General features: G+C 73.2%; 5 protein-coding genes. All 5 read left to right on the plus strand.

The window, feature by feature from the left end; genetic code table 11:
* Window positions 1–136 precede the first annotated feature (136 nt).
* Window positions 137–9,793: a non-ribosomal peptide synthetase gene (locus OG897_RS36740; protein WP_266664069.1), complete on the plus strand. Its 9,657-nt coding sequence runs from the start codon at window positions 137–139 to the stop codon at window positions 9,791–9,793.
* Window positions 9,790–22,437, plus strand: coding sequence for a non-ribosomal peptide synthetase (locus OG897_RS36745; protein WP_266664071.1), 12,648 nt, complete (start codon window positions 9,790–9,792; stop codon window positions 22,435–22,437). The genes OG897_RS36740 and OG897_RS36745 overlap by 4 nt, the downstream gene beginning before the upstream one ends.
* Window positions 22,434–23,879 carry a serine hydrolase gene (locus tag OG897_RS36750; RefSeq protein ID WP_266664073.1) on the plus strand — a complete coding sequence of 482 codons (1,446 nt, stop codon included), beginning with the start codon at window positions 22,434–22,436 and terminating at the stop codon, window positions 23,877–23,879. The genes OG897_RS36745 and OG897_RS36750 overlap by 4 nt, the downstream gene beginning before the upstream one ends.
* Window positions 23,876–25,204: an MFS transporter gene (locus tag OG897_RS36755; protein ID WP_266664075.1), complete on the plus strand. Its 1,329-nt coding sequence runs from the start codon at window positions 23,876–23,878 to the stop codon at window positions 25,202–25,204. Before OG897_RS36750 ends, OG897_RS36755 begins: the two co-directional genes overlap by 4 nt.
* Window positions 25,205–25,516: 312 nt before the next feature.
* Window positions 25,517–26,545: a guanitoxin biosynthesis L-enduracididine beta-hydroxylase GntD gene (gntD, locus tag OG897_RS36760; RefSeq protein ID WP_266664077.1), complete on the plus strand. Its 1,029-nt coding sequence runs from the start codon at window positions 25,517–25,519 to the stop codon at window positions 26,543–26,545.
* Window positions 26,546–26,634: the final 89 nt, after the last annotated feature.

The raw sequence follows: 26,634 nt of genomic DNA on the forward strand, positions 1-26,634 counted from the left end.
AGAACCACATCGCTTCAGAACCACATCGCTTCAGAGCCATTCGGTTCAGAGCCATTCGGTTCAGCGTCATTCGTTTCAGAGTCAGAGCCACAATCGCGTCAATCCAACGGTGGGAACGGGTCGAGGAGAAATGTCCATGTACGAAGGGGAAGACAGGATGCTGGACGGGCTGTTCGCGGAGCAGGCCGCCAGGACGCCGGACGCGATCGCGGTGGCCTTCCGGGAGCGCACGCTGACCTACGCACAGCTCGACGCGGCGGCCACCCGGCTGTCGCGGCTGCTGGTGGCGCGCGGCGCGGGCCCCGAACAGCTCGTGGCACTGGTGCTGCCGCGCACCGAGCAGCTGGTCGTGGCCGTGCTCGCCGTCCTCAAGTCGGGGGCCGGGTACGTACCGATCGACCCGGAGTACCCGGCGGAGCGCATCGGCCACGTACTGGAGGACTCCCGTCCGGTGCTCGTCCTCACCGAGGCCGACGTCGCCGACCGGCTGGACCGGCTGCCCTCCCAGGCGGCCGGTACCCCGGTGCTCGTCCTCGACGACCCGGCCACCGACGCACTGATCGACCGGGCCCTGACCGACGAAGCGGCCCTCGACGAGGCCGTGTTCGCGGAGGAGCACGGCTGCCCGTCCGCACCGCGCGGCCCGCTCCGCTCCGAGCGCAACCCCGCCTACGTCATCTACACCTCCGGCTCCACCGGCCGCCCCAAGGGCGTCGTCGTGCCGCACAGCAACGCCGTCCGGCTGCTGACCTCCACCGCCCACTGGTACGACTTCGGCACGGCGGACGTCTGGCCGCTGTTCCACTCGTTCGCCTTCGACGTTTCCGTGTGGGAGCTGTGGGGCTCGCTGCTGTACGGCGGCAAGCTCGTCGTCGTCCCGCAGGCGACCACCCGCTCCCCGCAGGACTTCCTGCGGCTGCTGGTCGACGAGCAGGTCACTGTCCTCAATCAAACCCCCTCCGCCTTTTACCAGTTGATGGCCGCCGACCGCGAGAACCCGGAGCTCGGACAGCAGCTGAACCTGCGCCGCATCGTCTTCGCGGGCGAGGCCCTCGACCTCGGCAGGCTCGCCGACTGGTACGAGCGCCACACCGACGACGCCCCCGTCCTCGTCAACATGTACGGCATCACCGAGACCACCGTGCATGCCTCCTACCTCGCCCTCACCCGGGAGTCCGCCGCGCAGGCACAGGGCAGCGAGATCGGCGAGCCGATCCCCGACCTCGGCCTGCACGTCCTCGACGAGGGCCTGCGCCCCGTCGCGCCCGGCGAGCAGGGCGAGCTGTACGTCAGCGGGCCCGGCCTCGCCCGCAACTACGCCAACCGCCCCGCTCTGACGGCGGAGCGCTTCGTGGCCTCCCCCTTCGGCGGCAGCGGGGCGCGGATGTACCGCTCCGGCGACCTGGTGCGCCTGGCCGCCGACGGCAAGGGCGGCCTGGAGTACCTGCGGCGCGTCGACGACCAGGTCAAGATCCGCGGCTTCCGCATCGAACTCGGCGAGATCGAGGCCGCGTTGACCCGCGAGCCGTCCATCGAGCAGGCGGCCGTCGTCGTCCGCGACGACCTCGGGGACGAACGCCGTCTCGTCGCCTACCTGCTGCCGTCGGGCGAGGGCGAGGGCAGGGGCGAGGTCCCGTCGCCGTCCCGGCTGCGCGCCCTGCTCGCCGGCCGACTGCCCTCGTACATGGTTCCCGCCGCCTTCCCGGTGCTCGACGAGTTCCCCCTGACCACCAACGGCAAGCTCGACCGCAGGGCCCTGCCCGCCCCCACCCGGGCCGACAGCGTCGACGCCGAACTCGTCCTCCCGCGCAACGAGTTGGAGGAGCGCCTCGTCCGCATCTGGGACGAAGTGCTGGGCCTCGGCGAGATCGGCGTCAGCGACGACTTCTTCGCCCTCGGCGGCGACTCCCTCTCCGCCGTCCGCGTCCTGACCCGCGTCAGCGCCGCCACCGGAGCCGAACTCGGCCCCCGTGCCCTCTTCGAGAGCCCCACCGTCGCGCAGCTCGCGGCCCGTACCGAATTCGCGGACCGGCCGGCCGGAGCCGCCACGGGCGGCATCGCCGCCACGGCACCCGACGCAGGCCCCACCCCGCTCTCCTTCACCGAGCAGCGGTTCTGGATCCACCACGAGGCCGACCCGACCGAGACCGAGTACAACGTCCACACCGCGCTCCGCCTCCAGGGCGGCCTGGACGTCACCGCCCTGCGCGACGCCCTGCACGCCCTGACCGAGCGCCACGAACCCCTGCGCACCGTCTACCGCGCCACCCCGCAGGGCCCCGTCGCCCTGGTCCTCCCGGCCCCGGACGCGGGGGTCGAGCTGACCTTCGTCGACCTGCCGGGCCAGGACCTCGCCGCCGCCCGCGAGCGCGTGCTGCGCGAGGAGGCGGGCAAGCCGTTCGACCTGGCGCACGGCCCGCTCCTGCGGGCCCTCCTGCTGCGACAGGGCGAGGCCGACCACCTCCTGGTCCTCGGCGTGCACCACATCGCCACCGACGGCTGGACCACCGGCGTCCTCCTCGACGAACTCGGCGCCCTCTACAGCGCCGCCGTGCGCAGGACCGACGCCGCACTGGCCCCGCTCCCCGTCCGGTACGCCGACTACGCCCGCTGGCAGCGCGAGACGTACGACACCACCCGTCTCGCCCCTCAACTCGACTACTGGCAGACCGCGTTGGACGGCCTGCTGCCGCTCGACCTGCCCACCGACCGGCCCCGCCCGGCCGTCCGCAGCGGCGCGGGCTCCGCCCTGCGCTTCTCCCTCGACCGCCGCTCCACCGACGGCCTGCGCGAGCTGGCGGCGGCGAACGGCGTCACCCTCTTCATGGCTCTGGTCGCCGCGTCCCAGCTCCTGCTGTCCCGCTACAGCGGCCAGCAGGACATCGCCGTCGGCACCGCCGTCTCCGGCCGCGACCACCCGGACCTGGAGCCGCTCGCCGGTTCCTTCATCAACACCCTCGTCCTGCGCACCGAGGTCGACGCGGCACTGCCCGTCACCGACCTCCTCGGCCGGGTCCGCGAAAGCGTCCTGGGCGCGTTCGCCCACCGTGACGTGCCCTTCGACCGGCTGGTCGAGAAGCTCGCCCCGCAGCGCGACGCCAGCCGCACCCCGCTGGTGCAGGCCATGGTCCTGCTCCAGAACGCCCCCGCCGCCGCCGACGAGTTCGGCGGGCTGCGCACCGAGCGGGCCCCGCTGCCGCGCACCGCGTCCATCTTCGACCTCACCCTGGAATTCACCGAGCGTGCGGGTGCGCTCGACGTCATGGTCGAGTACGACACCGCCCTCTTCGACGAGTCGACGGTGGCCCGCCTCGGCGGCCACCTGCGCACCCTCGTCATGGAGATGGCGGCGGGCCCCGGCCGCGCGGTCGGCGACCTGGCCCTGCTCGACGCCGAGGAGCGGACCCGCACCCTCCAGGAGTGGAACGACACCACCACCCCGCTGCCCACCACCCGCGCCGTCCACCAGCAGTTCGCCGACCAGGCGCGCCGCACCCCGGACGCCGTCGCCGTCGCCAGCGACCGCGACCGTCTCACGTACGCCCAACTCGACGAGTACTCCAGCAAGTTGGCCCACTACCTGGCCGCACGAGGCGTGGGCCGCGACGTCCCGGTCGTCCTGTGCCTGGGGCGCGAGCCGGAACTCCTCGTCGCGATGCTCGGCGCGCTCAAGGCGGGCGGGGCGTACGTGCCCACCGCCCCGGACATCCCGGCCGCCCGGCTGCGGCACATCGTCGCCGAGACCGGCACCCCCGTCCTGCTCACCACGACCGGGCGCGCCACCGAGGAGATGCCGGACTGTGTCCAGGTGATCGACCTGGCGGAGGCGTGGGCCGACATCGCGACGTACGACGCCGACGCCCCGCACCCGGACGTCGACCTCGACGACCCGGCGTACTTCGTCTACACCTCGGGCTCCACCGGCGTCCCCAAGGGCGTCGTCATCCAGCACCGCGCCCTCGTGGACTACTGCGCCTGGCAGATCCGCAGCTACGGCATCAGCGCCGACGACCGGTCCGCCTCCGTCGTGGGCATCGGCTTCGACGTCGCCATCGCCGAACTCTGGCCCTTCCTCTGCGTCGGCGGACGCCTCGACCAGCCCTCGCAGGACACCCTCGACGACCCGACCGCACTGGTCGACTGGTTCACCGCCAAGGGCACCACCGTCACCTTCCTGCCCACCCCGCGCGTCGAATCCGTCCTGGACGAACCGGCCCTGACCGCGACCCGGCTGCGCCTCATGGTGGTCGCGGGCGACGTGCTGCGCCGCAGGCCGCAGCAGGGCCAGCCGTTCACCATGGTCAACGGCTACGGCCCGTCCGAGGCGACCGTGCTCGCCACGACCGCCGTCGTCGCCCCCGAGCGCGGCAGCGCCGACGCCGGACTCCCGTCGATCGGCGGCCCCGTCGACAACCTCGCGGCGTACGTCCTGGACGGGCGCGGCAACCCGGTCCCCGTCGGCGTGCCCGGCGAACTGCACCTGGCCGGACTCGGGCTCGCCCTGGGCTACCACGGCCGCCCCGACCTGACGGCGGAGCGCTTCGTGGCCTGCCCCTTCGGGGAGCCTGGCGCACGGATGTACCGCACCGGCGACCTCGTACGGCTGCGCACCGACGGCACCCTGGACTTCCTCGGCCGCATCGACAACCAGGTCAAGATCCGAGGCATCCGCATCGAGCTCGGCGAGATCGAGAGCGTCCTCGCCGCCCGCGACGACATCGCCGAAGTCGTGGTCGCCGCCCCCGAACTGCGCGCCGGAACACGGCAGTTGGTCGCGTACGTCGTCGCCGAGAAGGGCACCGCCCCGTCGGCCGCGGAACTGACCGCGCACCTGTCCGGGCAGCTGCCCGCCGCCATGGTGCCGTCCGCGTTCCTGGTGCTCGACCGGATGCCGCTCACCCCGAACGGCAAGATCGACCGGCGCAACCTGCCCCTGCCCGAGACGACGGAATCCGCCACGACCCCCTACCGGGCGCCCGCCACCGACACCGAGCGCACGCTCGCCGCGCTCTGGGCCGACGTCCTGGGCCGCGAGCGCGTCGGCGTCGACGACAACTTCTTCGACCTCGGCGGCGACTCGATCCTCAGCCTCACCCTGGTCGCCCGCGCCCGCCGCGCCGGACTCGCCCTCACCTCCAAGGACCTGTTCCGCAGCCAGAACATCGCGGCCCTCGCGCCGTACGTCGCACGGACCGCCGAACGGCGGGAAAGCGGCGTCCGCCCGGACGTTCCCGCCCCGCTCACCCCGATCCAGCACTGGTTCTTCGAGCGGCGGGACACCTCGTCGGTCTTCCACCAGACCGTCACCGCCGAGCTGTCCGGCGGCGTCGACGCGGACGCCCTGCGCACCGCGCTGACCGCGCTGATCCAGCACCACCCGGCGCTGCGCAGCCGGTTCACCCCGACCGCCGACGGCTGGACCCAGCACGTCGCAGTGCGGGAGAGCGGCGAGACCTTCCGTTCCGTACGGGCGGACAGTACGGCCGCCCCGGAGGCGCTCGCCTGGGTGGTCTCCGCGATGGACCTGCACGAGGGCCCGCTCTTCCGGGCGCTCCTGGCGGGGGGCCAACTGCACCTCTCCGCACACCACTTGATTGTGGACGGCGTCTCCTGGCGCGTCCTCCTCGAAGACCTGGAGACGGCCTACCGGCAGACCCTGGCCGGCGTGGACATCGACCTCGGGCCGCAGTCCAGCACCTTCGCCGACTGGTCCCACCGGCTCCACGGCCACGTACAGGAGGGCGGATTCCAGGCGGAGTCGGCGCACTGGAGCGCCGTGTCCGACGGCGGTGCACCGGCCCTTCCCGCGCGCACCGACGAGCCCGGAACGGTCGGCGACACCCGGCAGGTCACCGTGCGGCTCGACGCCGGCACCACCCGCGCACTGCTGCGCGACGTGCCCGGCGCCTACCTCACCGAGATCAACGACGTCCTGCTCGCCGCGCTCGCCCACGCGATCACCGGCTGGACCGGCCAGGAGCGCACCCTGCTCGCCGTGGAGGGCCACGGGCGCGAGGAGCTCTTCGCGGACCTCGACCTCACCCGTACCGTCGGCTGGTTCACCTCCTACTTCCCCGTCGCCCTCACCGTCGGCGGCGTGGCGGCGGGGGAGCGGCCCGACTGGGGCAGCACCCTGAAGTCCGTCAAGACCCAGCTGCGCCAGGTGCCCGGCAAGGGCGTCGGCTACGGCGCCCTGCGCTACCTCGGCCGCTCCGACGTCGCCCTCGCCGGGGACGCCAGGCCGCAGATCGCCTTCAACTACCTCGGCCAGTTCGACGGCCTGGTCCGGGCGCAGGAGCAGGGCCTGTACCGGTCCGTCTCCCCGATCGGCCTCGCCGAGACCGCCTCGGACCTCCGGCTGCACGACCTCGACGTCGTCGGCCACGTCAGCGGCGGTGAGCTGGAGTTCACCTGGTCGTACGCGGCGAACCGGTACGAAGCGAGCACCGTCGAGGCCCTGGCGGACAGCTTCGCCGCCCACCTCGGCGGGATCGTCGAGCACTGCGCCCAACCGGGCTCCGGCGGGCGCGTCCCGTCGGACTTCCCCGCCAGCGGCCTCGACCAGCCGAGCCTGGACCGCCTCGTCGGCGACGGCAGGTCGGTGGCGGACGTCTACCCGCTGACCGCCATGCAGAGCGGCATGCTCTTCCACAACCTCATGGACACCGGCCGCGCCGTCTACCTGGAGCAGATCTCCTTCCTGCTCGATGGCGTCGAGCGCCCCGAACTCCTCACCCGGGCCTGGCAGTCGGCCGCCGACCAGACCCCCGTCCTGCGCACCACCGTCCGCTGGGACGGGCTGCCCGAGCCGGTCCAGGTCGTGCACCACACGGCCACCGTCCCCGTCACCCACCTCGACTGGAGCGCACTCGACGCGAGGGGACAGCAGGCCGCGCAGGAGAAGTACCTCGCGGCCGACCGGGAGCGCGGCATCGACTTCGCTACCCCGCCGCTGACCCGCATCGCCGTCGCCCGCCTGGGCGGGGACCGGGTCCGGATGACCTGGACCTTCCACCACGCCCTGCTGGACGGCTGGAGCGTCATGCGGGTCCTGACCGACGTACTCGGTCACTACGCCGAACTCACCGGCGGGACACCGGCGTTGTGTGAGGCCCGCCGTCCCTACGGAGACTTCGTACGCTGGCTGAACGGGCAGGACACCACCGCCGCCGAGAGCTACTGGCAGCACCGGCTGGCCGGGCGCGAGGCCCGCACCCCCCTTCCGTACGACCGCCCCGTCGCGGCCGACGGACTGCTCCCGGTCTCCACCCACGAGACCTCCGCCGAGGTGCTGCTGCGCCTGCCGCAGAGCGCGACCGCACGCCTCTACGACTCCGCCCGCCAGGCCCGCGTCACCGTCAACACCCTCATCCAGGGGGTGTGGGCGCTGCTGCTCGCCCGCTACAGCGGGGAGCGCGACGTGGTCTTCGGCGCGACGGTGGCCGGACGCCCGGCCGAACTCGAAGGCGCCGAATCGATGGTCGGCCTCTTCATCAACACCCTGCCCGTACGCGTCGACGTGGACCCCGACCGGGCCTTCGCCGACTGGCTGCGCGACCTCCAGGCCCAGCAGGCCGACGACCGCCAGCACGAGCAGGTCCCGTTGAGCCGGATGCGCGGCGCGGACGCGCCGGGCCGGGCCGAACTCTTCGACAGCGTCGTCGTCTTCGAGAACTACCCGGTGGACCGGCTCTCCGAGGCCGGACCCCGCGTCGTCGACGTCACCGCCAGCAACAGCACCAACTACCCGCTCAACGCCATCGTCTACGCCGAGGACCGGCTCTCGCTCGTCCTGCACTACGACACCGGGCTGTTCGACGCGGCGACGGTCGAGCGCATGAGCGGCCACCTCCACATGCTCCTCGAAGCGTTCACCACCACCCCCGACAAGCCCGTCGGCGACCTCCCGCTCACCGGGGAGGCCGAGTACCGCAAGCTGGTCAAGGTCTGGGCCGAGGGCAGCGGCGACCCCGTCTCGCCCCGCCGCGTCGAGGAGCTCATCGCGGGCTTCGCCCGGCGCACGCCCGACGCGCTCGCCGTCGTACGCGGCGCGGACTCGCTCACGTACGGCGCCCTCGACCGGCGGGCCAACCAGCTCGCCCACCACCTGGTGGCGCGTGGCGTGGGCCGTGAGACCGTGGTCGGCCTGGCCGCCGAACGCGGCATCGAAGGGCTGGTCGGCATCCTCGGCATCCTCAAGGCGGGCGGCACCTACCTGCCGCTCGACCCGGCCTTCCCCGAGGACCGGCTCGCGATGATGCTCCAGGACACCCGGCCCCACGTCCTGGTCACCCAGGCCCACTTGGCGGACCGGTTCCGGGGGCGGGGGGCAGCCCTCGTCCTCCTGGACAGTGACCGGGAGGCGATCGGGCGCGAACCGGCGACCGCGCCGAGGGACGGGCACGGCTCCCTCGACGACCTCGCGTACGTGATGTACACGTCGGGCTCCACCGGCCGCCCCAAGGGCGTCATGATCGAGCACCGGGGCCTGACGAACATCGCCCAGCGGTCCAGCCGCGCCTTCCGCATCGACCCCGACAGCAGGGTGTTGCAGTTCTACACGATGAGCTTCGACGGCGGCGTCATGGAGGTCTTCATGGCCCTCACCGCCGGAGCCACCCTCGTCATCCCCGGGCCCGACGCCCAGCGCAACCCGTCCGTGCTCGCCGGACACCTCAGGGACGACCGGGTCACCACGATGATGGTGCCGCCCGCCGTACTGCTCGCCCTCGACCCCGACGCCTTCCCCGGCCTCGCGGTCGTCGGCTCGGCCGGTGACGTACTGCCGCCGGAGACCGCCCAGCAGTGGTCGAAGGACCGCATCCTGATCAACGCGTACGGGCCGACGGAAATCAGCGTCGCCGCCGCCTTCCACCACGTGGGGCACCTCAACGTGCCGCGCTCCGTACCGCTGGGCCCGCCCGTCGGAGGTTCGCGCGGGTACGTCCTGGACGACCGGCTCGCCCCGGTCCCCGCCGGGGTCACGGGCGAGCTGTACATCGGCGGCGTCGGCGTAGGCCGGGGCTACCTCGGCAGGCCCGACCTGACCTCGGACCGCTTCGTCGCCGACCCGTTCGGCCCGCCGGGATCGCGCCTGTACCGCTCGGGCGACATGGTCCGCTGGACCGCGCAGGGGCTCCTCGAATTCGCCGGACGCGTCGACCACCAGGTCAAGATCCGGGGCTACCGGGTCGAACTCGGCGAGGTGGAGAACGCGCTGCTGAGGCTGGACTCCGTCGCCGACGCCGTCGTCACCGCACGCACCGAGGACACCGGCGTCAAGCGGCTCGTCGGCTACGTCGTACCGCCGCCGGGACACCCCGCGCCCGACCCCGCCGCACTGCGCGCGGCCCTCGCCGCCGACCTGCCCGCGTACATGGTCCCCTCGGCCTTCCTGGTCCTGGACCGGCTGCCGACCGGGGCGAGCGGCAAGGTCGACCGCAAGGCACTGCCCGCACCCGGGCGCGCGGACACCGTCGCCACCGAGTACGTCGCCCCGCGCGACCCCACCGAACAGGCGCTCGTCGACATCTGGGCGCAGGTCCTGCCCGCGGGCCGGATCGGCGTCGAGGACAGCTTCTTCGACCTGGGCGGCGACTCCATCGCCAGCCTGCGCCTCATGTCGCGGCTCGGCCTCGCCTTCGGCGTGGACGTCTCGCCGCGCGACTTCTTCGACACACCCACGGTCGCCGCGCTCGCGGTGCACCTCCAGAACAAGATCCTCGCGGCCCTGGAACAGGACGTCGCACTGACCGCCGGTGTCACCGGCGACGCACCGGGAGCCCACTCATGACCACGGGGGAACACGTGGAAACGCCGTCGACCACGACTACGACAACAGGGGAGAACATGCACACGCCGTCGACGATGCCCGAGGCCGGGGCACCCGCCTCCGCCGCCGACCGCATGGCCGCCCTGCCCGAGCGGCTCCAGGAGGAGCTGCGCCGCCGCCTCGCGGGTCTGGCGGCCCCCGCCGCAGGACCGGCCGGCGCCGGGGCGATCCCCAGGATCGACCGGGACCGCGAAGGGCCGCTGCCGCTGTCCTCGGCCCAGCAGCGCCTCTGGTACCTGCACGAGGTCGACCCCGGGAGCGTCGAGTACAACACCCTGCGCGCCCTGCGCCTGACCGGCACACTCGACACCCACGCCCTGGCGCGCGCCCTGCGGCGGCTCGTGGAGCGCCACGAGTCGCTGCGCACCACCTTCACCTCCGTCGACGGCGTGGGCGGCCAGCTCGTCCACGCCCCGACGGCGACGGCGATGCCGGTCGACGACCTGTCCGGCGGATCGGCGGCGGAGCGCGAGGACGCCCTGCTGCGGGCGATGGAAGCCGAGACCCGGCGCCCCTTCGACCTGCGGAACGGGCCCGTCTTCCGGGCCCGCCTGCTGCGCCTCGCAGCGCAGGAGCACGTACTCCTGCTGGGCATGCACCACATCGTCACCGACGGCTGGTCGCTCGGGATCGTCGTCGACGACCTCACCAGCCTGTACGAGGCCGAGTCCGGCGGCGCCTCCAGCGAACTGCCGCCCCTCGCCGTCGGGTACGCCGACATCGCCGACTGGCAGAACAAGCGGCTGGAGGACCCCACCGACCGCGAGATCCCCCGCCAGCTCGCCTTCTGGCGGGAGCGCCTGGCCGGTTTCGAACCGCTCGACCTGACCACCGACCACCTCCGCCCGCCGGTCCGCACCGGTGAAGGCGCCGTGCACACCTTCGAGGTGCCCGAGCAGGTCACCCGCCGCCTGAAGGAGCTGAGCCGCTCCGGCAGCGCCACGCTCTTCATGACGCTCGCCACCGCCGTCCAGGTGCTCCTGTCCCGGTGGACGGGCCGCCAGGACATCGCGGTCGCGACGGCCGTGTCCGGCCGTGGCCCCGTCGAGGCCGAACGCCTCGTCGGCTTCTTCGTGAACACCCTGGTACTGCGCAACCAGGTCGACGAGGACGCGCCGTTCGCGACGCAGCTCGCTGCCGTACGCGCCACCCTGCTCGACGCGTTCGCCCACCAGGACGTCCCCTTCCAGCGCGTCGTGGAGGCGCTCGGCCCCGAGCGCGACCCGAGCCGCCCGCCGGTCACCGAGGTCGCCGTCAACCTCCACAACGAGGCAGGCGCGGCACGGCAGTTGGCGGAACTCGGGATCAGCGAGGTAGAGGTCCCGCAGTCCACGTCCAGCATGGACGTCGCCTTCGACTTCTTCGAGCGCGACGGCGCGCTGGAAGGCCAGCTCACCTACACCACCGACCTGTTCACGGCCGAGAGCGCAGCACGCATGGCCGGGCACCTGTCCCGGCTGCTGGCCGCCGTCGCCGCCTCCGGCGCCACGACGCCGATCGCCGAACTGCCCGTGCTCGGGGACCAGGAACTCGACCTCGTTCACGCCCGGTGGCCCGAGAACGGCCCGGGTCAGACCCCGCGCACCGTCCCCGACCTGTTCGCCGCGTCGGCCTCGGCCCACCCCTCGGCGCCCGCCCTCGTCACCGACTCCGTCGCGTACGACTACGCGGAACTCGACGCGCGCTCCAACCGCCTCGCCCGCCTGCTGATCTCGCACGGCGCGGGCCCCGAGCACGTCGTCGCGGTGGCCGTGCCCCGCTCCGCCGAGACGGTCGTCGCCGTCCTCGCCGTCCTGAAGACCGGCGCGGCCTACCTGCCGCTCGACCCCGACCAGCCGGACGAAAGACTCCGGCTGATCGTCGAGGACGCCCGGCCCACCCTGACGGTGGCCACCGCCGCCCTGGCCGGACGGCTCGGACTCGGCCAGGGATCCGACGGCCTCGTCCTGGACGCCCCGCAGACGCTGCGCGCCCTGGCCGACCTGTCCCAGGCGCCCGTCACGGACGCCGAGCGCACCACCGCACTGCTGCCCGCCCACCCGGCGTACGTCATCTACACCTCCGGCTCCACCGGCCGCCCCAAGGGCGTCGTCGTCACCCACGCCGGAGTGCACGGCCTCGTCGAGGCCCAGGGCCGCCGCTTCGGTACGGGACCCGGCTCGCGCATCCTCCAGTTCGCCTCGCTCGGCTTCGACGCGGCCTTCTCCGAGCTGGGCATGGCGCTCCTGCGCGGCGCCGCCGTCGTCGTCGTGCCGAAGGACCGCATGCTGCCCGGCGAGCCCCTCGTCGAGACGCTCGCCAAGCACCGGGTCACCCACGTCACCCTGCCGCCCAGCGCCCTGCCCGCGCTCAGCCCCGACGCGGTGCCCGAGGACCTCACGCTGGTCGTCGCGGGCGAGGCGTGCCCGCCCGAGGTGGCCCGTCTCTGGTCCGCCGGGCGGCGCATGATCAACGCTTACGGCCCGACCGAGTCCACGGTCTGCGCCACCATGAGCGACCCGCTCACCCCGGAGTCCATCGGCGACACCGTCACCATCGGCCGCCCGCTGGCCGGTGTCCGCGTCCGCATCCTCGACGCCCGGCTGCGCCCCGTCGCCCAGGGCGTCCCCGGTGAGGTCTACCTCTCCGGTGTGGCCCTCGCCCGCGGCTACCTCGGCCGCCAGGACCTGACCTCCGAACGCTTCGTGGCCGACCCGTACGGCCCGCCCGGCACCCGCATGTACCGGGCCGGGGACCGCGCGGTCTGGCGCGCCGACGGCCTCATCGAGTACCTCGGCCGCACCGACGACCAGGTCAAGCTGCGCGGCTTCCGCATCGAACTCGGCGAGATCGAGGCCGTGCTGGGACGCCACCAGGGCCTCGGAGCGGTCGCCGTCGCCGTCCGCCAGGACCTGCGCGGCACCCGCCGCCTGGTCGCGTACACCGTGCCCGCGGCGGGCCACGACGCCCCGGACGCCGCCGAACTGCGCGAGTACGCCCGCAAGCGGCTGCCCGAGCACATGGTCCCGGCCCTCGTCGTCAGCCTCGACGCCCTGCCGCTGAACGCCAACGGCAAGGTCGACCGCAAGGCCCTCCCCGAGCCCGACCCGGAGGCCACCGCCACCGGACCGCGCACCGCACCGCGCAACGCGGCCGAGGAGACCCTCGCCCGCATCTGGTCGGACCTCCTGGGCATCGAGCAGATCGGCGTGGAGGACAACTTCTTCGACCTCGGCGGCGACTCCATCCTCAGCCTCCAGGTCGTCTCCCGGGCCCGCGAGGCGGGCCTGCGGCTCACCGCCAAGCAGACCTTCCTCCGGCAGACCATCGCCGAACTCGCCCTGGAAGCAGCCCAGTCGGACCAGCGGGAGCAGGCGGAGCAGACCACCGAGCGGCCTGCGGCAACCGGCGAGGTGCCGTTGCTGCCGATCCACCACTGGTTCTTCGACACCCTCGGCGCGAGCCTGGACAGCTTCAACCAGTCCGCGCTCCTCGAACTCGACCCCCACACCGACCTCGGCGCGCTGCGCACCGCGCTCGCCGCCCTGGTCGCCCAGCACGACGTGCTCCGACTGCGGGCGCACCGGGACGACGCCACGGGCTGGCGGCTCACGTACGCCCCGGCACCCGACCACGACGTCCTGCGCGTCCACGACCTCACCGCCCTCGGCCACCAGGCGCAGGACGCCGCCGTCGACACGGCCGTCCACGCCGCGCAGACCGGCTTCGACCTGGCCCAAGGGCCCCTGCTGCGCGCCGAGTTCTTCGACCTCGGCCCGGCGCGGGCACCGCGCCTGTACCTCGCCGCGCACCACCTGGTCATTGACGGGGTGTCCTGGCGCATCCTGCTGCCGGACCTGGAGCAGGCGTACCGGCAGGCCGCCGACGGCGTGCCCGTCGTCCTCGGGCCGCGTACCGCCTCGGTGCGCGAGTGGTCCGAGCGGCTCCAGGCGTACACCGCCGACGGCGGCCCGGCGGCCGACCTCGGCCACTGGCAGCAGGTGCACCGGGCGATCGACGCGGCGAGCCCGCTGCCCGTGGACCTCGACGCACAGCCTGCCGCGAACACCGTCGCGGCAGCCCGCACCGTCTCCGTCGCACTCGACGAGCGGACCACCGACGCCCTGCTCCGCAGCGTGCCCCCGGTCTACCGCACCCGCATCAACGACGTGCTGCTCAGCGCGCTCGGCCGGGTCGTCTCCGACTGGACCGGGTCGGCCACGGTGCCCCTCACCATGGAGAGCCACGGCCGCGAGGAGCTCTTCGACGACGTCGACCTCTCGCGCACGGTCGGCTGGTTCACCTCCGTGCACCCCGTCGCCCTCGACGTTCCCGCCGGGGACGACTGGGGGACCGTGCTCAAGAGCGTCAAGGAGCAGCTGCGCGCCGTGCCGTCGGGCGGCATCGGCCACGGCCTGCTGCGGCACGCGGCGGACACCTCGCTGCTGCCCACGGGCCGCGAGCCCGAGATCAGCTTCAACTACCTGGGCCGCCAGGACGCCCCGAGCCAGGACTCCGGGCTCCTCCGGGGCAGCCTTCCGGTGCGGGGCGCCGAGCGCGCACCCGGCCAGGAGCGGGGTCACCTCCTGGAGATCAACGGCGAAGTCCGGGACGGGCGGCTGGAGTTCCACTGGGAGTACGCCACGGGCGTGCACCGCGCCGAGACCGTCGAGCGCCTCGCCCACGGCTTCGTGGCCGCGCTCGAAGCGATCGTCGCGCACTGCGCCCGGCCCCAGGCCGGCGGCTTCACCCCCTCGGACTTCCCGCTCGCCCGCCTCGACCAGGACACCGTCGACCGTCTCGCCGCCGGTGCTGTCATCGAGGACATCTACCCCCTGTCGCCCGCGCAGAGCGGCATGCTCTTCCACTCGCTCACCGCCCTCGCCGCCGAAGGACGCGACCCCTACACCGGGCACTTCGGCGTCCGCGTCGACGGCGTCCGCGACCCCGCAGCCTTCGCCGCCGCCTGGCAGCGGACAGTGGACGCGACGCCCGCCCTGCGCACCTCCGTGCACTGGGAGGACGTACCCGAGCCCCTTCAGGTGGTCCACGCCGTTGCCCAAGTACCCCTGAAGCAGCTGGACTTCACCGATCTCTCCGACGCCGCACAGGAGAAGGCGCTCGCCCGGCTGTGGGAGGAGAGGGAGGAGAACACCGTCCCGCTGACCGACGCACCGCTGCTGCGGGTGACCGTCGTACGGCTCTCCGAGAACAGCGTCCAGCTCTTCTGGTCCTCGCACCACCTGCTCCTCGACGGTTGGAGCTTCGCCTCCGTACTGGCCGACGTCTTCGCCTCGTACGCACGGCTCACCGGCGGCGGTGACGCTCAGCCGTCCGTCGTGCGCCGCCCCTACCGCGACTACATCGCCTGGCTCGGCGCGCAGGACGAGGAGGCCGCCGCCGACCACTGGCGCACGGTGCTCGACGGGTTCACCGCCCCCACCCCGCTGCCCTTCGACCGGGCCCCCGTGCGCGCCCACGACGCCCGGTCCTCCCGCGAGATCCCGCTGCGGCTCTCGCCCGCACGCTCCCAGGAGCTGTACGACAGCGCCAGGAGCGCCCGCCTCACCGTCAGCACCCTCGTCCAGGGCGCGTGGGCGCTGCTCCTCTCGCGCTACAGCGGCGAGCAGGACGTCACCTTCGGCGCGACCGTGTCCGGCCGCCCCGCCGACCTGCCGGGTGCGGAGGCCATGGTCGGCCTCTTCATCAACACCGTTCCCGTACGCCACACCGTCATCCCGGGCCGGGGCACCGGTGAATGGCTCGCCGCCCTCCAGGCGGCGGCCGTCGAGTCGCGCGCCTTCGACCACACCGCCCTCGCCGACATCCAGCGCTGGGGCGGCCCCCGGGGCACGACCCGGCTCTTCGACTCCATCGTCGTCTTCGAGAACTACCCGTACGACAGCGAGGCGGCGGCCCGCTCCGGCCTCAGCGTCGGCACCTACCTCGGCGACGAGCACACCAACTATCCGCTCACCCTCACCGCGTACGCCGCCGAGGAGCTGAGCCTCGCCGTCGGCTACGACCCCGAACTCTTCGACGAGGAGACCGTCCGGCGCATCGCCGGGCACCTCGACACCCTCCTCGCCGCCCTCGGCCCCGTCCTGGAGTCGGCCCCCGCCACCCCCGTCACCGACCTGCCCGTCCTCACCGAGGCCGAGGCGCACACCCTCCTCGTCGAGTGGAACGACACCGAGACCCCGGCGCAGCCCCCGGCCCTCGTCCACGAGCTGTTCAGCGAGCAGGCCCAGCGCACCCCCGAGGCCACGGTGCTGGTCGACGCGACCAGCCAACTCACCTACGCACAGCTGGAGTTCAAGGCCAACCAGCTGGCCCACCACCTCGTCGCCCAGGGTGTGGGCCCCGGCAGCATCGTCGGCGTGCTCGCCGAACGCGGCACCGAGGTCGTCGTCGCCCTGCTGGCCGTCCTCAAGGCGGGCGGCGCGTTCGTCCCGCTCGACCCGCAGTACCCGGCACCGCGACTGCGGCTGATGCTGGAGGACTCCGGCGCGTCCGTCCTCGTCACCCGGCAGCCGTTGGCCCTGCCCCTCGCGGACCTCGCCGTGGCGACCGTCTGCCTCGACGGCGACGCGCAGGCCGTCGCGAGCCGCCCCGGCACCGCGCCGCACACCGACGCGACCCCCGAGGACCTCGCGTACGTCGTCTACACCTCGGGCACCACCGGCCGCCCCAAGGGCGTCATGGTCGAGCACCGGCACGCCCACCACATGGCCCGCGCCTGGGACCAGCGGCACGACCTGACCGAGCTGAAGCCCCGCGTCCTGTCCGTCTCCAGCCTCTCCGTCGACCTGTTCTTCGCCGACTTCATGCTGGCCGCGCTCTTCGGCGGCACCATGACCGTCTGCCCGCAGGACGCCGTGACGGACCCCGCCGCGCTCGCCGACCTGATGCTCCGCGACGAGACGTCGCTGCTGGTCACCGTCCCCTCGCTGGCGCTCGCCGTGGCCACCGAGTTCACCTGGCGCGGGCAGCGCCCCGAGGCGCTGCGGCTGCTCATGGTCGGCTCCGAGGGCTGGTCCGCGCAGCACGCGGAGGAGGTGTGGCGGGCGTTCCCGCCGGAGACCGTCATCGTCAACGCGTACGGCTCCACCGAGACCACCGTCGACTCCACGCACTTCGAGATCGGCCGCGACCCGCTCGGCACGAGCCCGTACGCCCCCGTGGGACACCCGCTCGCCGACACCGCCGTGTACGTCCTGGACACCGCACTGCGCCCGGTGCCGATCGGCGTGGCGGGCGAGTGCTACATCGGCGGCAACGGCGTCTCGCGCGGCTACCTCGGCCGCCCCGACCTCACCGCCGAGCGCTTCCTGCACGACCCCTTCGCCCAGCGCCCCGGCGCCCGCATGTACCGCACCGGGGACCGGGCGCGCCGACGCGCCGACGGGAACGTCGAGATCCTCGGCCGGGTCGACGACCAGGTGAAGATCCGCGGCTTCCGCGTCGAACTCGGCGAGGTCGAGGCCGCGCTGGCCCGCCACCCGCAGATCGCCGAGGCCGCCGCCACCACCTGGCGGGACGCGGGCGGCCAGCCCCGCCTGGCCGGATACGCGGTGCCGGTGCCCGGTGCGGAACCGGACCCCGTCCAGATACGGGAGTTCCTGACCGCCCTGCTGCCCGAGGCCGCGATCCCCACCGCCGTCGTCCTCCTGGCGGCGCTGCCCCTCCAGCCGAGCGGCACCGTCGACCGCCGCGCCCTGCCGGTGCCCGAGATCCAGACCACGGACGACGACGGCTACACGGCACCCCGCGACGAGACCGAACGCGTCCTCGCCGCGATCTGGGCGGAAGTCCTGGGCGTGGAACGGGTCGGCGTCGAGGACGGGTTCTTCGCCCTGGGCGGCGACTCCATCCTCAGCATCCGGGTCATCTCCCGCATCCGTACGCAGTGGGGCCGGGCGATCTCCCCCCGCCAGCTCTTCGACACGCCCACCGTGGCGGGTCTGGCGGCGGCGCTCGCGGCGGAACCCCGTTCCGCCGCCGGACAGGCCGACGCCGAAGGCACCACAGGCCCGGTCCTGAAGGACAGGGAAGGACCGCTTCCGCTGTCCTCGGCACAGCAGCGCCTCTGGTTCCTGCACGAGTTCGCGCCCGACAACGTCGAGTACAACCTCGTCACCGCGATGCGGCTGCGCGGCGACCTCGACGCACCCGCCCTGGAGGCCGCCCTGGCGGACCTGGTCGAACGTCACGAGCCGCTGCGTACGACGTACGCCACCGTCGAGGGCAAGGCCGTGCAGGTCGTACGGCCCGCCGAGCAGGTCCGCAGCGGGCTGCTCGCCGTCGTCGACCTCGGCCCCGGCGGCGAGGAGGCGCTGCACGCCCGGATGAGCGAGGAGGCCGCCCGGCCCTTCGACCTCGGCAACGGACCCGTCCTGCGCGCCACCCTGCTGCGGTCCGGGCCCGCCGATCACACACTGGTCCTGGTCATCCACCACATCGCCACCGACGGCTGGTCCATGCAGGTCCTCGCCGACGAACTGACCGCCTGCTACACCGCCCACCTGGCCGGGCGGCAAGCCGAACTCGACCAACTGCCCGTCCGCTACCAGGACTTCGCCGCCTGGCAGCGCGAGAGCCTCGACGACCCCGCCAACGACCGCCACCTCGCCTACTGGCGCAACCGCCTCCAGGGCCTGGCCCCGCTCGAACTGCCCACCGACCGGCCCTACCCGGCGGTCCGCGACTCCTCGGGCGGCGCGCACCTCTTCACCGTCGAGCCGGAGCTCGCCGAGGGCCTGCGGGCCGTGGCGCGCAGCCACGACGTCACCCTGTTCATGCTGCTCACGGCGGCCGTGCAGGTCCTGCTCGCCCGCTACTCGGGGCAGGAGGACATCGTCGTCGGCACGCCGGCCTCCGGCCGCTCCGGGCACGAGACGGAAGCCCTCGTCGGACTCTTCGTCAACACCGTGGTGCTGCGCTCGACCGTCGACCTGGCCCAGCCCTTCGACGAGTTCCTCGGCGACACCCGCACCACGCTCCTGGACGCCTTCGTCCACGAGAGCACGCCCTTCGACCAACTGGTCGAGGCGGTCCGGCCGCACCGCGACCCGAGCCGCAACGCCGTCGTCGAGGTCATGATCAACCTGGAGCGCGAACGCTCCGGCGGCTTCGCCCTGCCGGGCCTCGCCGTCGAGGAGATCCCCCTGGTCAGCGGCGACGTCAGCCACGACCTCGGCTTCCACTTCAACGAGCGGGACAACGGACTGACGGCGGCCGTCGGCTACGCCACCGCCCTCTTCGACGACGCCACCATCGTCCGCATGGCAGGCCACCTGCGGGCCCTGCTGCGCGGCATCGTCGAGGCCCCCGCCACCCGCACCGGCTCCCTGCCGCTGCTGGACGACTCCGAGCGGCGCGCCGCCCTGGAGTCCGGCGGGACCGCCCGCCCGGTCGCCGACAGCGCCGCACCCGGCGGCACACTGCCCGCGCTGTTCGCGGCGCAGGCGGCCCGTACGCCCGACGCCCGCGCCGTGACCTTCGGCGCGACCCACCTCACGTACGCCGAACTCGACCGGCGCGCCGACCGGCTCGCCCGCGTCCTGATCGGCCACGGCGTCGGGCCCGAGTCCCTGGTGGCGGTCGCGCTGCCGCGCTGCGCCGACCTGGTCGTCGCCCTGCTGGCCGTGCTCAAGGCCGGTGGCGCGTACGTGCCGATCGACCCCGACTACCCGGCCGACCGGATCGGCTACATCCTCGGCGACTCCGGTCCTTCGGTACTGGTGACCAGGAGCGCCGTACGGGACGCCCTGCCGGACACGGCGTCGGTGCCGCTGATCGTCCTCGACGACCCGGCCACGGACGCCCGGTTGGCGGCCGTGGAAGCCGGACCCGTCACCGACGGGGAGCGCCGCGCTCCGCTGCTGCCCTCCCACCCGGCGTACGTCATCTACACCTCCGGCTCCACCGGCCGCCCCAAGGGCGTCGTCATCCCGCACCGCAACGTGGAGCGGCTGCTCACGGAGACCGAGCACTGGTTCTCCTTCGGCGAGGACGACGTGTGGACGCTCTTCCACTCGTACGCCTTCGACTTCTCCGTGTGGGAACTGTGGGGGCCGCTGCTCACCGGCGGACGGCTGGTCGTCGTCGACCACGCCACCTCCCGCTCGCCGCAGGACTTCCTGGAACTCCTGGCCGCCGAACGCGTCACGATCCTCAACCAGACCCCTTCCGCCTTCTACCAGTTGGTGCAGGCCGACGCCCTCGCCCACGCGGACACCTCCCGCCCGGCACCGGACCTCGGCGCACTGCGCCGGGTGATCTTCGGCGGCGAGGCGCTCGACCTGAACCGGCTGTCCGACTGGTACACCCGGCACCCCGACGACGCCCCCGTGCTCGTCAACATGTACGGGATCACCGAGACCACCGTGCACGTGACGCACATCGGCCTCGACGAGCGGGCGGCCGACCGGTACGCGGGCCGCAGCGTGATCGGCGACCCCATCCCCGACCTGCGCACCCTCGTCCTGGACAGCGGGCTCCAGCCCGTCCCGGCGGGCGTCACCGGCGACCTGTACGTGTCGGGGGAGGGGCTGGCGCGCGGCTACCTGGGACGCCCGGGCCTCACCTCCGAGCGCTTCGTGGCCGACCCGTACGGGCCGCCCGGCACCCGGATGTACCGCACCGGCGACCTGGTGCGCAGGCGCGCGGACGGCGGCATGGAGTACGTGGGCCGCGCCGACCACCAGGTCAAGATCCGCGGCTTCCGCATCGAACTCGGCGAGATCGAGGCCGTGCTGACCGGTCACGCCCAGGTCGCGCAGGCCCATGTGGGCGTGCGCGACGACCTGACCGGTTCACCGCAGCTCGTCGCGTACGTCGTGACGACGGCGAGCCCCGCCGAACTGCGGGAGGCAGCCAGGGCAGCCCTGCCCGGCTACATGGTGCCCGGCGCCTTCGTCGTCCTGGACGCGCTGCCGCTCACCGCGAACGGCAAGGTGGACTCCCGGGCGCTGCCCGCCCCGGACGCGGCCGTCCGCACCGGCGAGGGCACGTACCTCGCGCCGCGCACCCCCGTCGAGGAGAAGCTCGCCGGGGTCTGGGCGGAGGTGCTCGGCGTCGAACGCGTCGGCGTCCAGGACGACTTCTTCGACCTCGGCGGCGACTCGATCCTCAGCATCCAGGCGGTGTACCGCATCCGGCAGGCGGGGTTCGGGGTGAGCGCGAAGGACCTGTTCACCCATCCGACCGTCGCCCGGCTCGCCGCCGTGGTGCGGGAGGAGGCCGCATCGGGCGCCCCGGCGGAGGGCCCGGTCACCGGAGAGGTGCCGCTGACCCCGATCCAGCACCACTTCCTGAGCCGGGGCAACCCCTCGCCGCACCACTACAACCAGACCACGACCGTCGAACTGGCCGTCGAATGGGGCGAGTTGGACGACTTCGCCCTGACTGCCGCCCTCGCCGAGCTGCCCCGGCAGCACGACGCACTGCGGACCCGGTTCGAGCAGGGTCCGGACGGCTGGCGCAGCTACGTCGCCGAGGTCGGGGTCGCCGGTTCCGTCGCGGCTCCGCTCGTACATCACGACCTGGCGCACCTCCCCGAGGGGGAGCGGCACGCGGCCATGGACGCCCTCGCCGGAGAGGCGGACGCCGGGCTCGACCCGGTCGGCGGGCTGAACATGCGCGCGCTGCTGTTCACGTTCGGCGAGGACGAGCGGCCCTGGCTGTTCCTCACCGTCCACCACCTGGTCATCGACGCGGTGTCCTGGCGGATCCTGCTGGACGACCTGGCGCGCGGATACGAGCAGGTCAAGGCGGGCGGCACCGTCGACCTCGGGGCCCGCACGACCTCCTTCCAGCGGTGGGCGCACGCACTCGTCGACCACGTCGCCGAGGGAGCGCTCGACGGCGAGGTCGACCACTGGTCCGCCCTGCCCGAGGGCGGCGGCATGCTGCCGACCGACGGCGAAGGACCCAACACGGTGGCCTCCCGCGCCGCCGTCGAGGTCTCCCTCGGCGAGGAGGACAGCGACGTCCTGCTCCGCAAGGCGGCCGGAGTGTTCCGGGTCGGCGTCGGCGACATCCTGCTGGGTGCGCTGGCCTTGGTGCTGAGCCGGTGGGCGCAGCGCACGGACCTGCTCATCGACATCGAGGGGCACGGCCGCGAGGACCTCTTCGACGACGTGGACCTCTCGCGCACCGTCGGGTGGTTCACCACGCTCTACCCGGTCGCCCTCCAGGTGCCCGATGCGGCATCCGACGACCTCGCGAAGTTGCTGCGCGGAGTCCGCAAGCAGCTGCGCGCCGTGCCCGGCAAGGGACTCGGCTACGGGGCGCTGCGCACGCTGGGCGGACCGGACAGCGCGGGGCGTGCCCTCGCGGACCGTACGGACGCGCAAGTCGTCTTCAACTATCACGGCCAGATCGGCACGGGCGGCGGCGGCGACGCCCTCTACCACGCCTTCCGGCCCGCCCTCGGGGCCGACCAGGGCCCCGACAACCTGGCATGGCACCTCCTCGACGTCGTGGGGGCAGTGAGCGAAGGAAGGTTCGGGTTCACGTGGTACTACTCGCGCAACATTCACCACCGGGAGACGGTGGAGCGGCTGGCGGAGGACTTCACGGCCACGCTGCGGGCGATCGTCGCACTGGCGGCGCGCCGATGAACGGGCTCCTGGCGGCTCCCGCCTCCGCCCCGGTGACCGCCGGTGAACTGCGTGACGTACTCGCGGAGCTCTGCGCCGAACACCGGGTGCCCGGTGCGCAGTTGGCGCTGCGGACCGCCTCGGGCACGGTCTCCGTGGAGTACGGGGTGCGGTCCCTGGAGGGCGGCGGCACGGTCACCCGTGACACGGTCTTCCCGGTCGGATCCCTCACCAAGCCGTTCACCGCCGCCCTGGCGATGGTCCTCGTCGAGGACGGGGACCTAGCGCTCGACGACCCGCTCGCCGATGAGTTTCCCGAGTTCGGCGCGGGCAAAGTGGTGACGCTCCGTCAATTGCTCACGCACACCTCGGGGTTGGCCTCGAACGTAGGGGAGGAGGAGGCGGAGCGGGCCGGGAACCGGCTGCGCTGGGTGAAGGCGCACGCCACCGCCGGGGACCTGGTCCACCGGCCGGGCACGGCCTTCTCTTACTCCAACCCCGGTTACGTCGTGGCCGGAGCCCTGACCGAGGCCGTCACCGGAATGGAGTGGCGCGAGGCGCTCGGTGCGGTCCTCCTCGAACCGCTGGGGATCGGACCGGCGTTCGCCACCGGGCCCCGGTCCGCGGCGGACCGTCCCGGCGTCGAGGGGCACACCGTACGCCAGGGCCGCGAGCGGATCGTGGGCGTACGCGAACAGCTGATGCATCCGGTGGAGGACCCGGACGGCGCGCTGTCCGTCAGCGCCGCCGACCTGACGGTGTTCGCCTCGCTCTTCCTCGGCGGGAACGGCGGCCCGCTCAGCGCGTCGGGGGCCGCGACGATGGTCCGCGACCAGCTCGACGGGGTGCGGGTGGGCCCCTTCGGGATGGCGGACGGCTGGGGACTCGGTCTCGCCCGGTACGCGGACCCCGCACACGGCGGCGACCTCTACGGGCACGACGGCACCCTCGACGGGGTCTCCTGCCACCTGCGCTTCGACCCGGTCGGCGGCACGGCGCTCGCGCTCACCACGAACGCCAACACCGGTCAGGAGGTGTGGAACGCGCTGTGCGAGCGGCTGGCCGGACGCGGGCTGCCGGCCGTCGCGGGCCTGGGCGGCGGAGTGCGGTCCGCGCCCGAGGCCGCCGCTCCCGACGACTGTCTGGGCCGGTACGAGAACGGTGCGGCGGACGTCACCGTGCAGCAGGGCCCCGAAGGGCGGCTGCTGCTGGCCTCCGAGGGGCGTCCGGCGTACGTGCTGAACTGTCGCGAGGGCCTGGAATTCACCCTGCACGACATCGAGGGCGGCCCGGAGACCTTCGCCGGGCGGTTTCTGACCGACCCGGACACCGGGCGGATCGACAGCATCCAGTTCTCGGGGCGGCTGGCCCGCCGGGTTCCGGCGGATGGCATGATCCACAACACCGTGGCCCCTCGTGCCCCGGCCTCCAACCCCTCGGCTCAGAACGGCACTTCGGGATGACTATGACGTCCATCGAGACGACCGGCACGGCGGAAGTCGTGCCGGTCCCCCTCTCGCGCAACCGGAACTACACGATCCTGTGGACAGGACAGCTCTTCTCCCAGCTCGCGATGGAGATCCTCACCATCGCCCTGCCGCTGCTGATCCTGGCCCGGTCCGGGTCCGCCATCGAACTCGGCCTCGCCTCGTCGGCGTTGGCGGTGGCGCAGATGGCCGCCGTCGTGCCCGCAGGAGTGATAGCCGACCGCTGGGACCGGCGCAAGGTGCTGCTGGTGTGCGCGGGAGCCCGCGCCGCGGGCATGGCGGCGCTGGTCGCCTCCCTCTTCCTCGGGCACTACAGCTTCCCGCTGGTGCTGGCGGTGGTCGTCCTCGAAGGGATCTTCGTCGCGGCTTTCGACCCGGCGGAGCACGCCGCGCTGCCCCAGGTGGTGCCCGCCTCGCAGCTGTCGCTCGCCGTGGCGCGCAACACCGCCCGGCCGTACGTGGCGGCCGTGCTCGGCCCCACGGTCGCCGGGTTCCTCTTCGCCCTGCAACCCGCCCACCCCTTCCTCGCCAACGCGGTGATGCTGGCGCTCTCCTTCGTCACCCTGCTGATGCTGCGGCTGCCGCGCGTGCGGCGGGCGTCGGCCCAGGTGACGGCGGAGGCGCCGGTGGCGGCCCCGGCGGAGGCGGCTCCGGTGACGGCGGAGGCGGCCCCCGAGGCCCGGCGCAGCCCCTGGGCGGAGGCCGCGGAGGGCTTCCGCTGGGTGCTCGGCAAGCGGGTCATCAGGACCACCCTGCTCTGGGTGATGCTCACCAACTTCGTCTTCGGCGCCCTGGTCGTCGTCGTCCTGGCCCTCGCCGACAAGGGCGACGTCGGGGCGGCCGAGACCGGCCTGATGATGGGCTTCTTCGGGGCGGGCGGGGTGCTCGGCGCGATGATCGCGCCCCGGCTCCACGCGGGCGTACCGGCACCGGTGCTCGTCCTCGGGTTCTCCTGGCTCGGCGCGGCGGGCACGGCGGCGATGGCCTTCGTGCCCGTGGGGGTGCCGCTCGGCCTGCTGTTCGGCCTGCTCGCCCTGCTGGCCCCGGCGGCCAACACCACGGTCATGACGTACCAGTTGATGGTCACCCCCGACGAGATGCGCGGCCGTCTCAGCGGACTCTCGGGCTTCTGCAGCGGGGGAGCGGGTGCGCTGGGGCCCCTGGTGGGCGGAGCGCTGGTGACCGCCACCGGAAGCAGTTCGGGGGCGCTGCTCGCCTGCGCGGGAGCGTTCGCGCTGATCGCCCTGATGGTCACGGTGAGCCCGACCATGCGCCGATTCCCGGCGGCCTCGGCCGCGTAACCCCAGCTCAACCGGCCCGCATCCGTCGGGTCGGCACGCACCGCACTCGCCCGGCCACTGCGCCCGGCGACCCGGAATTCTAGATTCCGAGTCGCCGGGCGCAGTGATGTTTTGCCAGGGGCCGAAGCATGTGGCGAACGGTTCGGCCCGGCTGTCATGCTTCAACTCGTTCCTGATGGCACGCAAGTTCGAAAAGAAGCGCGTGCCGCATGAGGCGACTGCACCGCTGCCGTCGCCCCCCCCAGCGCCCGCAGGCGGCGCCACCCCGAAACGCACCGACCGTGCCAGTCATCTGGCGGAGGTTCACAGCTGATGATCACGCATGAACTGAATGACGACGAAATAACAGCAATTGACGGACTTGTCGACGAGCTCACCCGGAAGTACGACTCGGTGGAGTCCGCTGAGTTCCAGCAGGACAGCCGGATCTACGCCGCGGAACTGCCCCGCAGACTGCGCAGCGCCGTACACGGCTACCGGTCGTCGGAGCGCTCCGCCGTCCTGGTCGTCTCCGGGCTCCCGGTCGACGACGCGGACCTCGGTCCGACCCCGCTGGGCCGCACCGCCACCCCCGTCGGGGCACCCACCACGCTCCGCCAGGACATCGCGTTCTACCTGATCACGGCGCTGCTCGGCGACCCGGTCGGCTGGGCCACCCAGCAGGACGGCCGGATCATGCACGACATCTACCCGGTCCCCGAGCACGAGCACGGCCAGATCGGCTGGGGCAGCGCCCAGACGCTCACCTGGCACACCGAGGACGCGTTCCACCCGCTGCGCGCCGACTACCTCGGGCTGATGTGCCTGCGCAACCCGGACGGCGTCGAGACGACCGTCGCCGACATCGCCGACGTGAAGATCGACGACGAACTGCGGTCGCTGCTCGCCCAGAAGCGCTTCTTCATCCGCCCCGACGACGCCCACCGGATCGCCGACGCCGACGCGGGAGGCCCCACGGGCAAGAGCGCCGAACTGCTCCGGCGCAGCCGCGAGCGGGTGGAGCGCGCCCTCGCCGAACCGGAGCCCATGGCCGTCCTGTTCGGCAGCGAGGACGACCCGTACCTCTGCATCGACCCGTACTTCATGACGGGCAGTCAGGGCGAGGAGGAGCAGCGCGCCCTCGACGCCTTCTCCGCCGCCGTCGACGACGCCCTGGGCGACGTGATCCTGCGCCCCGGCGACATCGGCATCATCGACAACTTCCGTGCCGTGCACGGCCGCAAGCCCTTCCGCGCCCGCTTCGACGGTACGGACCGCTGGCTGCGCCGACTCAACGTCGCACGGGACCTGCGTCCCTCGCGCGGAGCCCGGCTGGACGCCGAGGCCCGCGTCATCCACTGACGCACCCACCCAGGCCCCCGCCCCCCACCGACCGGACCGCCGTCCGGCCCCGCACCACCCTTCTCCACCCCCTCCATCCCTTCGAAAGC

The organism is Streptomyces sp. NBC_00237 (assembly GCF_026342435.1).
GTDB lineage: Bacteria > Actinomycetota > Actinomycetes > Streptomycetales > Streptomycetaceae > Streptomyces.